Genomic DNA, 16,350 nt, shown 5'->3' on the forward strand with positions numbered 1-16,350 from the left:
AAATCGACATTGACCCCTGCCTGCCCCACAATTCCGACGCGGAAAGGCCAGTGAAGATCACGGTCTGGGAAATTGAGCCTTGGCTGGAGTTGCTGCCGTTCACGGCGGCCGGAATCCGTGCGACGGTTTGGCGAAGGTCAACCTCAGACGCCCCATCTCAAACGCGCAGAAACAGTTAGGCCGACAAAGGGATCACGCCTTCATTGCGAAGTCGCCAGCGCTTAACACCCATGATGGCCTTTGGCTCCGGTACCATTGCCTCGTTTCGAGTGTTGCGCACCGGCCTTTACGAGCAGTGGACACTATCGAGCTATGTGGGCACGCGCTTCTGGCTGTCGGCGATTTGGCTACGTCTTTGCCTTGCGGCGGACGCTGGCGCGATGCCGGATCTCGACGAAACCATTCGGCTCCTTTTTGGAAACGATCTGGCGTAGGATTTCCAGAAGCATGTCGATCACCTCGGATGCCACTCGCGTTGGCGGACGATCGGCAAGGTAAATGAGGTCCAGATCGCTTCTGATTTCGGGGGTGACAATGGGGCTGGCGCTCAAGACGCCAGTCTCGAGCTCGTATTTGACAGCGCCGAAGGGGAGGACAGCGGGAGCAAGGCCCTGTCGCACGAGGTCTTTCAGAAGGGTAACGGAATCGATCTCCAGCACCGTGGATACGGAGAGATTGAGGCCAGCGGCGCCCGCATCCAGCAAACTTCGGATCGGATTTTGAGCCGACGGAAGCAGCAGAGCATGTTCAAGGAGGCTCGCAAGGCCGACCGGATCGCCAGCGAACATCCCTGGTGGCCCGATGGCGAACAGCCGCTCGACGGCAAGGCACTCACTGACGAGGCGCGGGCTATCTGGCTGAAGGCCGTTGACTAATGCGACATCGATCGAGCCGGTCAGCACCCAGTTTTGCAAATAAGCGCTATATCCCTCAAGTAAGCGCGGACGAACGCGAGGCAGACGTTCGCGACAGGCCCTGATGAGCTCCGCTCCCGCCATGGCGATAACCGACGGCGTGGCTCCGATAATCACGTCGCCGGTCAGGTGTTTTCCTTCGGCCATGACCTCCTGACGAACAAGCTCCACGTCGCGCAGGATTTGGGATGCGCTTCGGTGCAGCATGAGGCCTGCTTCCGTCATCTGCATGCCTCTCCCGTCTCGGTCGAACAGCGGCGTTCGCAGTTCGTCTTCGAGAGCACTGATTGACCGGCTGATGGCAGGGCCTGCTACGCCGAGGTGAGCCGAAGCGCGGGCGATGCTCTTCAGATCCGCGACGAAAACGAAGTACCGAAGCTGTCGTAGGTCCATGGCTTATGAACGGGCGAATTGATACATAGCAAATGCCGTTCGGCTTGTGCGGACGGGACCGCGACAGCTCTGCAACCAACCGTCAAACCGAGCTTGCCGCATGAATTTTTGGCCCTCACATGTTAGCCACTCAGCTTATGCGAGCCTGGCAGAGCGCACCAGTAGACGTTGGTTTCTTCCTCGCCCATTCGCCAGCTAGCTTGGGCAAACGCATCGCAAGGGCGGCGGCTGCCGAGCTCTCCGGCATCGTAGGTATGAATGGGTCTGCGGGGCCTGAACGGCGATCTGCGAAAAGGACCGCGAGAACGTGCTTCGTTGAGCCGCAATCCGCAGGACCCCTTTCCGACCTTGACGCCTGGTGAGCAAGGATGGCAAGGCGCGTGCGGCGGCAACTCTTTCGACCGCGGCTCGTTCTCGCCCAGTGCAAGTTGGATATTCGGCAATGTCAGTCCGAGCGTCTCAAGCCTGAGGAGACTAAATCGCAGCTAGGCAGCAGGATAATCAACTAGTATTGTATGATACCAATTACCGAATTAGTACAAGGAATTACTGCGTGAAGGTTTCCAAAGTCCAGCGCGTACCGGCCAAGGCCGCACCGCTCCGGCAACAGGTCGCAAGCAATCTGCGCACCGCCATCATTGATGGCCGCTTTCAACCAGGCGAGCGGTTGAAGGAAGGCGAGCTGTGTGCATGGACCGGCGTCAGTAGGACTGCCGTCCGTGAAGCCCTGCGGCAACTGGAGGCCGAGGGCATCGTCGACAACATCCCCAATCAAGGACCCGTGGTGGCGCGGGTATCCCCCGACGAGGCGCGGCAACACTATGAAGTCAGGGGTATGCTGGAAGGGCTGACGGCAAGGACCGCCGCCGAGCGGATCTCTGAGCGCGAAATCAAGGACTTGCACCGGCTCAAACGAGATTTGGACCGCGCCTTCAAATCAGGTAGCGTTGCTAAGGTGCTCGAATGCAAGAATCAGCTCGACGAATTCCTGATGAGCGTTTCGGCCAACAGCGTCGTCAAGGGCTTCGTGAGCGTCATTCGCGCACGTCTCAGCTATCTTCGTCCCATTGTTCTGTCGCAGCCCGAACGCCTGAAGGAAAACGCTGTCGAGGTCCATGCGATAATCGACGCGATCATCACACGGAAGCCGCAGGCGGCGTGGCAGGCTGCCGTCAATCACGTCAACATGGGCGCGAGAGCAACCCTCAAGGTGCTGGAGCAGCTGGAGGTGGCGGCGGAACACCAGGCCGCGCTGGACGCGGAAGCCGCGCTTCGGGCGAAACGTCCGCGGGGACGGCCGCGCCGTGACGCGGCACCAAATAATCCGGTCGGTAGGGTGACGATGTAAAAACCGGTCCGCGCGATGGTCTATCTGCTATCCACCCTCGGCCTGGAGACCGTTGTCTCGAACCACCTGCCCCCAAATATGCGCCTGCTCCGCGTAAAAGTTGCGCATGTAGTCCGGATCGCTCGCAGCGACCGTCAGCCCCATCGCGTTGATCCGTCCCGTCACGCTGGCGTCCTTCAGAACCGCGCGCATCTCTGTATTGAAACGCGCGATGATCTGTTTGGGCGTCTTCCCGGGCGCATACAGTCCCCACCAAGGCGTCGCGACGAGATCGGGAAACCCGCTTTCGGCGAGCGTCGGTACGTCGGGAAGGGTCGGGTGGCGTGTTGCGCCGGTCTGAGCGAGAGGGCGCAGCAACTTGGCGTCGATCTGGCTGTTGAGCACCGTGGTCGCTGCGATGATCAGGTCAATATGTCCCGCAATCGCGTCGTTCACCGCGGGGGCTGCTCCCTTATAGGCAACGTGGCTCCACTGCGCGCCGGAGCGTTTGGCAAGCAGCAGCATCGTGAGATGGCCAAGACTCGCCGTTCCAGCCGACGCAAATGCGAAGCCGCCCTGCTTGGCTTTCGACGCAGCGATCAACTCAGCCAAAGTCTGGTAAGGGCGTGACGGCTGACAGGCAATGATGTTCGGCGCCGTACCGACCAGCATGACCGGATCCAGATCTGTCTCGGAATTATATGGCAGGCTCGGCTGCGTCACCGGGTTGGTCGCGTGAGTATCGAATACGAACAGCCACGTGCGGCCATCTGGCGGTGACTTCGCCACTGCCGCCGCGCCGATGCTGCCCGCTGCGCCCGGACGGTTTTCGATGATGATCGTCGTTCCCAGTCTCTGCTGCAAACCCGGCTGAACCAGACGGGCGATAGCGTCCAGCGTTCCGCCGGCAGGAAACGGGATGATGAACTTCATCTGACCCGCAGGCCAGTCCTCTGCCCTGGCAACAAAGGGGGTGGCGAGTGCGCCGGCGAGCACGGCACGTCGTGTCAGTTGTCCCATGTGTTTCTCCCGAGGTGATGATCGAGAACAAGACTTCGGACCAACAGTTCGGGGGGTGGCCCAGGACGGCATGCAAGCGTCGCCGGCCCCGCCCATTCTCCTTATCGCTGCGCAAACGTTGCGATCGGCCCTGCAACAGGTTTTCCGCGGTGCCAGACCGCCGAGATCTTGTGGACGTTGGCTATGTCGGCCGATGGATCGGCGTCGAGCACGACGAGATCGGCGAGCTTGCCAGCTAGCAGGACACCGCGGTCATCCAGCTTGAGCAGCTTCGCCGCGCCGCTGGTCGCGATGGTCAGCGCCTGCATCGGCGTGAGGCCGGCTTCAACCATGAGATCGAGCTCACGATGTTCGGCAATGCCGGGGAAACGCAGGCCCACGCCGGAATCGGATCCGAACCCGATGCCGATACCTGCCTTGTAAAGCGTCATCAGGTTCTTCTGGTTCATCGCCAGCGCCTTGCGGGCGCGCTCGGAAGCTGGTGCGTCATGGACCTTCTGCTGCCAAGCCGGATCCTCCAATTGCGTCTTCACGGCGGGATCCAGTGCCCGGTTCACGAACGGATCCGCCGAGACCTGCGGCTTGTCGGCAAAAATGAAATTTGAATCGTCGAGCGCCAAGGTGGGAACGTACCAGGCGGCATTCTTCTTCATCAATTCGATCGTCGGCGGATCGATCTCTTTGTCACGGATGCCGTGCGCCAGAATGTCAGCGCCGGCCTTCAGGGCGGCCTGAGCATCTTCGAGGTCGTTGATGTGGAAGGCGACCCGAAGCGCGTTCTTGTGGGCCTCGTCGACGGCGGCGGTATAGACCTCCGGCTTCACTTTGACTGGCAGCAGCTTGCCGAAGTCGTCAAGCCAGATCTTGATCAGGTCGGTCTTGCGTCCCGCCATCTCCCTCACCGCTTCGCGCGCTGCGTCGGGCGTATCCGGGCGATAGATCTGGTTCGGGCCGACGGGAACGATCGCCACGGGCGGTGCTCCCATCGCAACCCCAATGCCGCGGTCGGCGCCAAAGATGTCGGCCCCTGGCGCCTTGCCGGCATGTAGATCCGCTCGCAGATCGTAGAATTCAGGTGCGTTCAGGCCCAGCGACGTGATCGTGGTGACGCCATAGGCCTCCCACTGTCGAAGTTGGGACAAGATGTAGTCGCGATTATAGTTGTCCGGACTCGCCTTGAGGCCCCTGACGATACCCACATGGGAATGATCCGAGATCATGCCGGGGATGATGGACTTGCCCTTGAGGTCAACGACATCGGCATCGGATGGCACCGGCACCGCCGTTACGGACCCAACGGCCGCGATGCGTCCGTCGCGAATGACCAAGACGGAATCGGGAAGCGGCTTTCCACCCGCTCCGTCGATCAGAGTGGCTCCCTTCAGGACGACTGACTTTGTTTGCGCCTGTCCCGGCATGCCCGATAGACACAGGCCCGCGATGGCCAAGATGACGACCGATGCGGCTCTCATGCGGCGCTCCTCCCTGTTTCCTCGTTCCCCACGGGTTGGTCCCAGGGGCCATTAAATCTTATAGTACTATATTACGAGCAATTAGCAATTGATCCCGAGACGATGCGCCCTGGATCACCTAACTCAGCGATTTATCGCAGCACGAACGGATAGGGCTCGTCGCCGCTGCTCATCCAGACGGTCTTGGTCTGCATGTATTCGTTGATGGCCTCGATGCCGTTTTCGCGACCGAGACCGCTGCGCTTGTAACCGCCGAACGGGGCCATGTAGCTCACCGTGCGGTAGGTATTGACCCAGACCATGCCGGCCTTTAGCCGGTCAGCCATGACATGGGCGCGCTTCATGTTCTGCGTCCAGACGCCTGCGGCCAGACCAAAGAGGATGTCGTTGCCGATCTCGACGGCTTCCTCCTCATCGCGAAATGGGATCACGGACAGGATCGGGCCGAACACCTCCTCCTGCGCGATCCTCATGCTGTTCTTGACGCCGGTGAAGACCGTGGGCTCGACGAAGAGACCCTTGCCGCATTCCGGCCGATGGGCACGATCGCCTCCGAGTGCCAGATGCGCGCCATCCTTCTTGCCGATCTCCATATAGGCGAGGACCTTGTCGAACTGCGGCCGGTTGGCGACCGGCCCGACCTGTGTTTCGTTCTGCATTGGATCGCCCATCTTGATCGTGGCCGCCGCCTTCAGGAGCTTTTCGACGAAGGCGTCGTGGACAGATTCCTGTACCAGCATTCGCGAACCGGCGATGCACGCCTGCCCGACGGCCGCGAAGATTCCGGCAATGGCGCCGTTGACCGCATTGTCGAGATTGGCGTCGTCGAACACGATATTGGGCGACTTGCCGCCCAGCTCCAGGCTGACGCGTTTCAGGCCGCGCGCAGCGCCCTTGTAGATCTTCTGGCCGGTGGCATCGGAGCCGGTGAACGCGACCTTGGCGACCTGAGGATGCTCGACCAGCGCCGGCCCGACCTCATTGCCAAAGCCGGTAACCACGTTGATGACCCCAGGGGGGAAGCCCGCCTCCTCCACCAGCGCCATCATCTCGAGGAGCGATGCGGAGGTGAATTCCGAGGGCTTGAGCACCACGGTATTTCCGGCCGCCAGCGCCGGCGCAAGCTTCCAGGCGACCAGCATCAACGGCGAATTCCAGGGGATGATACCGACGACGACGCCGACCGGCTCGTGCTTGGTGTAGGTGAACATGTTGGGCTTGTCGATCGGGATGACCGAGCCCTGAATCTTGTCCGCGAGGCCGCCGAAGTAATAGTACCATTGCGGAATGTAATTGAGCTGCCCTCGCATCTCGCTGATCAGCTTGCCGTTGTCCCTCACTTCGATCTCGGCGAGCCGCTCTGCATTCGCCGCGATCAGGTCCCCCAGCTTGCGCATCAGCGCGCCGCGCTGCGTTGCATTCAGCTTGGGCCACGGCCCCACATTCATCGCCCGATGCGCCGCCTGGACTGCGCGCGCGGCATCCTCGGCATTGCCGCGCGGGATCAACGCCCATGGCTCGGCGGTGTAGGGATTCATGGTCTCGAACCACTCGCCCGAGGCCGGATCCTCCCACTTTCCACCGATATACATCTGGTACTTCTTCACGGAACGCCTCCCTGCAGCATAAATATCTGGAATCATAATATCGTATTATTGGCTTTTAGTGAGGTCAAGCTATTGCTTACTACGCGCCCTGAGGGAGGTTTGACAAAATATCTTTTGCAATAATACGGTATGACATACTTTATTGACGTTGCAGGTCGACGAACCCGCGCGGGGAGGACTAGAATGACAAACAACGTGGCCACCGACATCACCGCTGCGCTAAAGCATGCCGGTGTCGAGAACTTCTTCCTCCTCACCGGCGGCGACCAGCCGTTGTGGATCGCGCTTCGCGATGCCGGAATTCGAATGGTGGTCGCACGCAGCGAGGCCAGCGCGGTCTACATGGCGGACGGTTATGCCCGCGCCAGCGGCCGCGTCGCGCCGGCCTATGGGCAGGCCGGGCCCGGCGCCGCCAACGTCGCGGCCGCACTGGCAGATGCCGTCTGGGCCCAATCGCCGGTATTCGCGCTGACAGGAGCGACCGCGACGCAAGCCCTGCACATGAACGAGTATCAGGACCTCGACCAACATGTCATTTTCCAGCCCGTCACGAAGTGGAACGGTGCCGTCGCCGCTCCTGAGATGACTGGGAGTCTCGTCTCGCAGGCGCTTCACATCGCGGCGACACCGACATGCGGACCCACCCATCTCGACGTGCCGAAGAATTTCTTCGCGCTGCCCGGGGACCCGCAAACCGCGAACCGGCTAGAACGTTCCTACTCAAATGCCGCCAGCAAGGTGCGTGCGCTCGGCACCGAGGTTGCTACGGCGCTCGACCTCCTCAAGCGCGCGGAGCGCCCGGTTCTGTTTGTCGGCGAGGGCGTGCGGCTTGCCGGCGCGTGGGCCGAACTGGCACTGCTGTCGGACCTTGCGGGCATCCCGATCGTCGCCACGGCTGGCGGCAAGCCGGCCATTCTGACGTCACACCCGAATTTCTGCGGCATCGTCGGACGCTATTCCTCGGTGAGCGCCAACAAGCTCGTGGCAGAGGCCGATTGCGCCCTCGCTCTCGGGACCCGATTGGGCGGACTGGCAACCAACGGCTACACTTTGCCGAGCCGCAAGGCGACCGTGATCCAGATCGACCATGATCCGGCTTCCCTCATTAACACCTACGCGCCACGCCTCGGTGTCCGCGCCGACATCAAGATCTTCCTCACCGACCTACTTGACCTCGTTAAACAGCAGAATTTGCGGACATCGTCCGCCTGGCTGGACCGCTGCCGCCGCGATACTGATAAATGGACAGCTAATCACCGCGAACAACTCGCTGCGTCAGGTGGCAACACGGCCCTCTCCCCGCTTTCGGTGCTCGACGAGCTCTCCCGCTATGGCAGCGAGATCACGCTGGTCGCAGACACAGGTTACATGGCTGCCTGGACCGGCGTGCTGTTCCCGACGCTGCGTTACGACGCCTTCTTCCGCGCAGTCGGATCGCTCGGCTGGGCGCTCCCCGCCTCGCTCGGCGTCCAGATCGCGCGATCGGAGAAGGTGGTATGCATTACCGGCGACGGCGGCGCCGGCTATCACCTGGCTGATGTCGAGACGGCGGTTCGCTACAGGCTGCCGGTCGTGATCATCGTCATGAACAACAGCGCGCTCGCCTTCGAATATCACGAGAAATATCGCTGGAAGGGAAATGTGGTTGCGGAAGCGAACGATTTCGGGCGCGTCGACTTCGCCGCGGCCGGAATCGCGCTGGGTGCAAGGGGCGCACGCGCCACCAATCGCGAGGAATTTGTGGCAGCCATGGCGGTCGCAATGAAGGCATCCAATCCGTTCGTGATCGACGTCGTCATCGACAAGGAAGCCTTTCCGCCCGTCACCAATTTCGATGCCGTGATGGAACGGAAGCTCTAGATTGGCGGACGGCGCGCCGGAGGAGCGGGCACGCCGTCAGCGATCCAACCTACGACAATCAACAATCATAAAGAACCAGGGTGGAACCATGAAGACCCGTCGAGCTATTGTTGGAGTTGCCGCGGTCGGCCTGTTGCCGCTGACCGCCCCCTCTGTCGTCCGAGCGCAAAAGGCCACGATCCGCTGGCGCCTGGCGTCCAGCTATCCCAAGAACCTCGACACCATTCACGGTATCGCCGTTCGCCTTGCCAAGCACGTCGAGGAGATGACGGATGGCGGCTTCCAGATTCAGGTGTTCGGCCCCGGGGAAATCGTGCCAGGCCTGCAGGTACTCGATGCCGTGCAGAGCGAAACGGTCGAGATAGGACACACGGCATCGATCTACTACAGCGGCAAGAACAAGGCGTTTGCGATCGACACCGGGCTGCCGTTCGGAATGACGCCACGCCAGCATCTGTCGTGGATGTATCGCGGCGGCGGGCTCGAACTGTTCAGGGAGTTCTTCAAGTCCTACGGCGTCGTGAACTTTCCCGGCGGCAGCACGGGCGTGCAGATGGGCGGTTGGTTTCGCCGCGAGGTCAATACGCTCAATGATCTGAAGGGCCTCAAGATGCGCATCCCCGGCATTGCGGGCGACGTGGTCGCACGCCTCGGCGTCGTTCCTCAGAACATTGCCGGCGGCGACACCTATGCTGCACTAGAAAGAGGCACGATTGACGCGGTCGAATGGGTCGGCCCCTACGATGACGAGAAGCTGGGCTTCAACAAAGTCGCAAAATATTACTATTACCCGGGCTGGTGGGATTGCACGGGGCAGTTGGCCTTCTATGTAGGAGCGAAGGCTTGGTCGGCCTTGCCTGCTCATTATCAGCGGGCATTCGAGGTGGCCGCCGCGGAGGCCTCCTGGGACATGCTGTCGCATTACGACGCCAGCAACATGGCGCCGCTGCGTCGGCTGATCGCAAACGGCACCGAGCTCAGGCCATTCTCGCGCGAGATCATGGAGGGCGGCTATCGCGCGGCATTCTCGCTCTACGCCGAAGAGACGGAGAAGAATGCCGAGTTTCGCAAGATCTACAGCGAATGGCTGAAGTTTCGTGAGGACATCGTGACCTGGTTCAGGGTCGCAGAAGCGAGCTTCGAATCCAATCTGTATAGCTTGTACAAGACGTGACCGGATCGGTCTCTAGGGCTCGGGGGCCCGCGCTTCGCATCGGCAACTCAGGCGACTTCCAGCAGCCGCGTTCAAACGATGCCCAAGAAGTTTCGTGCTGGCTATCCTTCTTGGACTGGCTGCGGCCGAATATGGATCGTGAGGGTCTTACCGCGCACGCTCCGTCATCCCCTCGAACTGTGTGCGGTAACACAACTCTGGGCCCTGACGCGATATATATAGTGCTACGCCGCAGAGTTCTTACTCGGCAACGACGCCCAGTAACGAATTCAGCACGAACACAGGACAGCCCGAGCCGGCGCATGCGGAGTAGGTTGGTGCCGCCGGAAGGCGATGCAATCATGTTGGACGGATTGGGACCGCCAAAACCGCTCGGCGCCGGGGCGGCAACTCCGGCAGACCTTGTCACCCGCCCATGGGACTGACTTTCCGCATTTTATAGCCAAATTGCCGGGCTGGCTCCACGTGAATACGCAAGCAAGGCGTAACTTAAGAAGGCACGGCAATGATCTGCTCGCTGTGAATTTCGCTATTCCGAGCGAAGGAATTGAGCAGAAGGCGCGCAAGACCGGTGGCTCGTGCGCCGAACCCGAGCAGATCAGAACCGACGTCGACCGCCACGCCGCCGAACCGAGAGTCTACAGATGCATCCTAGCTGCGCCGCGAAAAGCGACGGCTAGCACCATTCGCACATGATCGAAGAAGGCCTGGTCGGAACCTCGAAAAGTGGGATTAAGGTGCCGTTCCGGGCCGCCATTGAATGGCTAGCCATTGAGCTTGGCTGAGTTGTGCAGGCGTGAGATTATTGGCTACCGCGTCTCTTGTTCGAAGGTAATACGGGCGCCGTAGCTGAGGAGCGTGGGCGGCAGCCAAATTCAGCCACATGTACGCAAGAACGCCATCCTGCGCAACGCCATGCCCCTTATCGTAGGAGAGGCCGAACAAATATTGGCCTGTCGGATCACCGCATGCGGCTGCCGTGTGGTAATACGCCGCGGCTATCTCGTAGGACTGCGGGACATTGAAGCCATGTTCGTGCCTGAAGCCCAAGACAGCTGCGGCTCGAGCGGACCGGCATGCTTCAATCGCACCGCCCGCCGCCGAAACATGTCGCCGCGCGAATGAGCGCCCGTTTTCGGAGAGTTCGGCGCCGAACACGTTGCCGATAGTCCACAGTGTGAGGAACAAAGTTCCGATCAGGGGGCGTGCATTCTTCATAGATGTTCCCGAGTCGATTTGCAATCTGCAACGATCATTCGAACCTCACCAGACCTTCCATATCAGCCATGTGACCCAAATGGCTGGCGCGAAGAACAGACCGAACGGCAGCCGGGTGATGGCTTGGATGCTGTCGCGACGGAGAAGCGCCGCAATTCCGCAGGCGATTAAAGCTGATCCGGCCGCGACCTCGATTGCGATTGGAATCAGATTCCAATCGAGCCAGACTCCAGCAACGCCGGCGAGTTTGACGTCCCCCAACCCGATGCCGTCGCGCAGACGGACGGACCTGTAGGCGATGCGCAATAGCCAGAACATCGCGGCTAATGCCGCTCCGCGCGATGCTGCCGTCGCGAGCGTCGGCACCATCCAGTCTGGAGGTTGCACGAACACGTTTGCCAATCCGAGTACAAGCGCCAGGATGGTCAGTTCGTCTGGTATTACGAAGAGTCGCGCATCTATAACGGCGATTGCGATGGCAACGGCGGAGAATGCCGCCCCGAGGAGGCCTGCGGAGCTCGGATCCGCTGCGACGCTCGTCGCCATGCAGACGGCGCAGAGGACGAATGCCGCCGTGACCGTGACGTGGGTCGGTGCTCGGAACGTGAGAAACTTTTGCGAGCAACGCGAGAGGCGTTCCGGCATTTTCCTCGTTGCTCCTTCATTGAAGTAGTGGCGGTTGTCTTCCCTTGGAAGGAAGGGACTCGACCGTTCCGCGCAGCTTTGCCCGAAACTCCTCGGCGACGTAGTGGGCGGCAATGCTGTCCCGAATGACTTGCGGACGGATGAAGATAATGAGCTCGGTCCGGGTCGTCGTCTTGTTCTGGTGCGACAGGAGGTCGCCAATTTTCGGTATCTCGTCGAGAACCGGAATCCCACCACGATCGACTTCAGTGTTTTCCTGAATGAGGCCTGCCAAGAGTACGGTTTGCCCGTTCGGCACGGCGACAGAGCTCTTCACTTTGCGTTGCGAGACGGTCGGCGTGAGCGAGTTCGCGGTCGCGTTCGTCGCCTGACTGATTTCTTGCTCGATATCGAGGCGCACGTTGCCGTCGGGACTAACCCGAGGAATGACGCGCAAGATAATGCCGGTGTTGCGATAGTCGATTGAGTTGATGATCGTGTTGTTGGTGCCGGTCGCCGAATTGAGAACGTTGCCGGTGCCGGTCGATACCGGGATCTCGTTCCCAACGAGTAGTGTGCCGACCTGATTGTCGATCACAACCAGCGAAGGGTTCGATAATATCTTGACATCTGTCACCGCGTGCAGCGCATCTATGATCATGTTGGGCTGCGCCTCAGGGCCGACGAGGAAATTAAAGCCTGGGAAGGCGCGGTTAAGGAAAGCGGATGCGACGCCATTGAGGACGCTCGACTGCTGTCCTGGGGGGGAGCTTGGGACGTTCAGGGCGGAGCCTCGATCGGGAGCCATACCGAGGTTTTTGCTTTGGATGAAAAATTGAACCCCGTAGCTCAGATTGTTGTTGAGCGTAACTTCAGCGATGGTCGCATCGATCGCGACTTGAGCCTGCGGTTGGTCGAGCTGGCGTATGGTCTGTTCGACGGTCCGGTAATTCTGAGCGTTCGCATAGATAAGCAGGGAGTTCGTGGAAACGTCGGCTGCGATGCGAATCCCCTCCATCACGGGCCTGCCGCTAAGGCCAGCGCTCTGTAGCTCCGAGCCGCCAGTGTCGTTCCCTGTTCGCGATCCGCCCCCGAGTGCGCCTCCGCCGAAATCAGTATTGCCTTTTGTGCTTGTGGAGGAGCTGGAAGTCGTTGAGATGGCTGGTAGTCGGTCGGCATTGGACGATGTCCTCACCAAACCGCTCCCAGGCGCGACCTGTCCCGCCGCGCTGTCGGTTGCATTTGAGCTGCCTCCGCCGAAGATTTCGCCGAGCACTTTCGCGAGCTGCCGGGCGTCGCCGTACTTGACCCGGCGGACATGTACAACAACACGGGCAGGATCTGATGCGTCGAGTCGGCCAATCCAAGTCTGGACCGTTCGCAGGAGCTGCGGCTTGGAGGTTACCGCCAAAATCGCGTTGCGGCGCTCCATTACCTGAAACTTGACAAGATCGTGCCCAACGTCGCCTTCCTTTGAATTCAAGATTTTTTCGAGTTCTGTCAGGACAGGCTCAGGAGCGCTGTTCTGGAGTGGAAAGATACCGACTGACTGCCCCCGCATCCAATCAACGTCGAAACCAACAGCCGTATCGACGACCGTGCGACGCTCGGGCCCTGTGCCCTGAACCAGCAGCATGTTGCGAGCCTTATCCACGCGAACCGCACCGGGCTTCGTAGCAAAACTATCCAGGAGCTGCATCAGCGTCCCGGCCGATATGTATTGAAGCGGCACGACAGAGACGCCAAATCCCGGCTCCACGTTTGCAGGCTGCGAATCAAGACTGCCGGCTGCGAGTGCCTCTGTCTGTGGGACAATTCGATAAGCGGCGCCGTCGCGGACGAGCGCGACTCCTGCCAATCGGAGCGCACTCTCGAACACGAACAGCAAGTCCTGCTTCGGAACCGGCCTTCCCGACGCAATATTGATATTGCCCTGAGCACGCGGGTCGATTGTGTAGCTCGTCTTCAGGATGTCGCCGAGTACAGTTTTTGCAACCGACGCAATCGTGGCGTTTTCGAAATTCAGTTCATACCCGGGACCGGTGCCGGTACTCGTCGCCGGGGCCACGATTGCCTGCATAGAAGAGACCGGCTCGGCCGAAAAGAGTTGGGCGCGACCTGGCCGGACAGTGCCTTGCAGATCGGCTTCTGCGGTGCGTTCCGGAAATCGGGGAAGCAGATCCTGATTACGAACCTCATCCATTACGTCAGGTTTGGTGTGAGTGTCCTGCCACGTGAGTGGCGCGCCGCATCCCGTCAGAGCCCCCGCGGCAACTAGGGCAATTGTCTTCTTCAGCTTCGCGCCACATCGCAAACGGTGCAGGCGTGTCAACATAGCGCGTAGCCTCTCACTCTCTCGCGTCTTCATTACAAATGCGAGCAGATCGTCGAGCGCGTGAACCGCGCGGCGCCCAATCTTCTCAATGATTGACGTTACTCCTTATGTTGTTGTCGCAACGGCTAAGCCGCATGCAACAATATCGCTGCACCGACACTTTCGTTTCGCCCGTGACAATTCTGCAAAGCAATGTCTCCGCGCGCGAAATCGCTCATAAGACAGCTTGTTCAGCGTCGAGCGGCGACTTCATTCGGTTGAGCAAGGCTGTAATTGCCTCTAACTTAGACATCGCACCGAAACCTTGTTTGAGTATTGCGCATCCCAACCGACCGGTTGAACGTTGGGATTGAGATAAGCATCGCCGAGAAGTTCCCGTTGAGCGGCGGCATCGCCTGGCCGTGCGACGACGAGCGCGCAGTCTTTGGGTGCCTTCGTCATGATGACGGCGTCTCCTTCTTGGAAATCGAACTCGATCTCGTCTGTTTCATCGAAGAGCTCGAGCGTGAAATTGCTGTTGCTCACGGGCTGCTTGAAGTTGAGAGCCATATGCAATGTTAGCACCGATCCATCCCACTCGAGCCATGAATCGGATGCGCCATCGAATGGCTGCTTGGTGCCATTGACGCGCGCGAACGTATAGAAGTCAGACGCGCGCAGCGAATTAACCGTCGCCCTGGCCAGCGGATCAAGCTGGTCACGCCCGAGGTGTGGGGCGCTTTCGTTGAGGCCGCTACTTCGCAATGCCGTCACCGACGTTTCCCTATCGTAGGTCCAAGATACGCGGACGCCGCTGATAGAGCCATTTCCATCAAAGATAACCGCATCATGCATGTGAACCAATATATCCGGATGAGCGTCGACGTGCCTTGCGTGGATGCACACACACAGCGTTGCGACGATTACGAACCAAATCAGAGAGCGTTTCATTGCATCATTTCAGTTGCATCCGGCGCGCGGATCGTGGAAGGGCGCGACGGCTCCTCTTTTCGAGCAGCCGTCGGCGCGGTGGTCACGGCTTCCCGTGGTCGTCGTGGTGGTCGTCTGGATCAGAACCGCAATAATGCTTGATGGCGGGCAGCTTCTTTGGATTGTCCCAGCGCGGGTCCCGAATGTCGTAGACGATGGGCTTTGCGTAATCTTCGGGATCAACGAGCCATCGTGTGTCTGGCCATTGATCGAGTGTCAGGCCGAGGCGCTTAATTTGATCCAGGTATCCGCCGTAAACGGCGGGCGAGATGGATTCCTTGAAGGTCGACCCGGTGGTCAGATGCAACGGAATGAAGATCTTCGGGTTCAGCGCTTGAATATACGCGAAGGGATCACGATAAGAATTGTTATCGAAATTGGCTGTCGCAATCGTACCGGCATCCACATCGGTGGCCGGTAAACTCTTCAGGATGTTCGTGATACGCTGGCCGTCAGCTGGCGTGCCGTTGGGCCACCCGCTTCCCAATCCTTCTTTGAGTGCTCCCGACGAGTTATACCAAGCAAAGGTGAAGTGACGACCTTCGCGCAACACAAAATCGAAAAACAGCGGAATAGGGCCACCCGGACCACCACTGCCGCTGGTAGCAATGTTGATCTGCCCAGGCAGCGTCCCACTTTTCCCGGGCGCAAGCGGCGTTCCGGCCGGAAACAGCCCCGGATCGCGCGGGTCAACCGCATAATAAACGGACGGATTAGGTGCCCGCGGCCAGGTCGGGTCGACCGGGACTGCAACCGAGTGCAAGTGTCGGAAGGCGATTACGCAGGCGTCCGGTTCCAGGAAGTCCAGTTTGACAATTTGGGTGCCGGGAACCGAACCGGTCGTCGTGACCGTGTTGCAGGAGATCGACGCCTTGTGAGGAAACGCCGTAGCCGGATTACCTTGAATCGCCGGGTCGGCCTGCTCGCGCGCGAAATCGGCTTGCAGGGCAACGCAGGTTTCCGCGGTGGCGTAGAGTTTCGCGCCGGTCATCGCAGCGATGTAGGCCGCGTTGTCCGCGTGATCGAAGTGACCATGCCCGATTAGAAGGCCTTCTGGTTTGAGAGCAACCAAATCGCCGATAACGAAGGGCGTGCGGCCCGGCGAAACTTCGAGCCGAGTGACGTAAGTGTCCAAAAGCAAAACGTGGCCGGCAATGGAAGCCGCCAGAGTTGAATTCGAGAGCCACGACAAGATGACCTTGTCGGGACTGACCCGCCCGGACTCGGGATCGACGTTCTCGTCGCCGAAAAATTTCTGACGCGCTGCGATCAAGTCGCCATTGTTTGCGTGAGCCGTGGTCGACAACGCCGAACCTGCCATGAGCGTCGCGGCCAAAGCCAAGGCACACTTGGTTGGGATTGAGTTCCTGCGTAACATATAAAGGTTCCTCTTTCGGTTGTTCAATCGTTAGAGTGAAGGTCGCCATCTCGAAAAGC

Annotated in this window: 12 protein-coding genes; 3 read left to right on the forward strand and 9 right to left on the reverse strand. The window is 60.0% G+C overall.

Annotated features, from left to right (window positions below):
- Positions 1-347: 347 nt before the first annotated feature.
- Positions 348-1,307, reverse strand: a complete 960-nt coding sequence (locus RPS27_RS02730) for a LysR family transcriptional regulator (protein ID WP_128930084.1) — start codon at positions 1,305-1,307, stop codon at positions 348-350.
- A gap of 553 nt (positions 1,308-1,860) precedes the next feature.
- Between RPS27_RS02730 and RPS27_RS02735 the strand changes: the two genes are divergently transcribed.
- Positions 1,861-2,655, forward strand: a complete 795-nt coding sequence (locus RPS27_RS02735; protein WP_128930083.1) for a GntR family transcriptional regulator — start codon at positions 1,861-1,863, stop codon at positions 2,653-2,655.
- Positions 2,656-2,682: 27 nt separating this feature from the next.
- On the opposite strand, the gene RPS27_RS02740 is transcribed toward RPS27_RS02735, so the two are convergent.
- The 3 genes from RPS27_RS02740 to RPS27_RS02750 all read right to left on the reverse strand — a co-directional run bounded on the left by RPS27_RS02740 (position 2,683) and on the right by RPS27_RS02750 (position 6,733).
- Positions 2,683-3,654 carry a Bug family tripartite tricarboxylate transporter substrate binding protein gene (locus RPS27_RS02740; protein WP_164933595.1) on the reverse strand — a complete coding sequence of 324 codons (972 nt, stop codon included), beginning with the start codon at positions 3,652-3,654 and terminating at the stop codon, positions 2,683-2,685.
- A 101-nt stretch (positions 3,655-3,755) separates the two neighbouring features.
- On the reverse strand, positions 3,756-5,126 hold the full coding sequence (locus RPS27_RS02745) for an amidohydrolase family protein (RefSeq protein WP_128930081.1): 1,371 nt from the start codon (positions 5,124-5,126) through the stop codon (positions 3,756-3,758).
- Positions 5,127-5,257: 131 nt separating this feature from the next.
- On the reverse strand, positions 5,258-6,733 hold the full coding sequence (locus RPS27_RS02750) for an aldehyde dehydrogenase (protein ID WP_128955150.1): 1,476 nt from the start codon (positions 6,731-6,733) through the stop codon (positions 5,258-5,260).
- Positions 6,734-6,916: 183 nt separating this feature from the next.
- On the opposite strand from RPS27_RS02750, the gene RPS27_RS02755 reads away from it, so the two are divergent.
- Positions 6,917-8,593: a thiamine pyrophosphate-binding protein gene (locus RPS27_RS02755; RefSeq protein WP_164933594.1), complete on the forward strand. Its 1,677-nt coding sequence runs from the start codon at positions 6,917-6,919 to the stop codon at positions 8,591-8,593.
- An 88-nt stretch (positions 8,594-8,681) separates the two neighbouring features.
- Complete coding sequence (locus RPS27_RS02760; protein ID WP_128930203.1) at positions 8,682-9,767, forward strand: TRAP transporter substrate-binding protein; 1,086 nt, start codon at positions 8,682-8,684, stop codon at positions 9,765-9,767.
- Between the two features lie 732 nt (positions 9,768-10,499).
- Here the strand turns inward: RPS27_RS02760 and RPS27_RS02765 are convergent.
- From RPS27_RS02765 to RPS27_RS02785, 5 genes are all read right to left on the reverse strand, one after another.
- Positions 10,500-10,985, reverse strand: a complete 486-nt coding sequence (locus tag RPS27_RS02765) for an SEL1-like repeat protein (protein WP_128930077.1) — start codon at positions 10,983-10,985, stop codon at positions 10,500-10,502.
- Positions 10,986-11,030: 45 nt separating this feature from the next.
- Positions 11,031-11,630, reverse strand: a complete 600-nt coding sequence (locus RPS27_RS02770) for a prepilin peptidase (protein WP_128930076.1) — start codon at positions 11,628-11,630, stop codon at positions 11,031-11,033.
- A gap of 16 nt (positions 11,631-11,646) precedes the next feature.
- The gene (gspD, locus tag RPS27_RS02775; protein ID WP_128955149.1) at positions 11,647-13,944 is read right to left on the reverse strand and encodes a type II secretion system secretin GspD; all 2,298 of its coding nucleotides are present in this window, start codon (positions 13,942-13,944) and stop codon (positions 11,647-11,649) included.
- 279 nt (positions 13,945-14,223) lie between these two features.
- Positions 14,224-14,874 carry a DUF1007 family protein gene (locus tag RPS27_RS02780; RefSeq protein ID WP_128930074.1) on the reverse strand — a complete coding sequence of 217 codons (651 nt, stop codon included), beginning with the start codon at positions 14,872-14,874 and terminating at the stop codon, positions 14,224-14,226.
- Between the two features lie 82 nt (positions 14,875-14,956).
- Positions 14,957-16,234 carry an MBL fold metallo-hydrolase gene (locus RPS27_RS02785; RefSeq protein ID WP_128955148.1) on the reverse strand — a complete coding sequence of 426 codons (1,278 nt, stop codon included), beginning with the start codon at positions 16,232-16,234 and terminating at the stop codon, positions 14,957-14,959.
- Between the last annotated feature and the right edge of the window lie 116 nt (positions 16,235-16,350).

It is taken from the genome of Bradyrhizobium sp. WYCCWR 12699 (assembly GCF_032144035.1).
Taxonomy (GTDB): domain Bacteria; phylum Pseudomonadota; class Alphaproteobacteria; order Rhizobiales; family Xanthobacteraceae; genus Bradyrhizobium.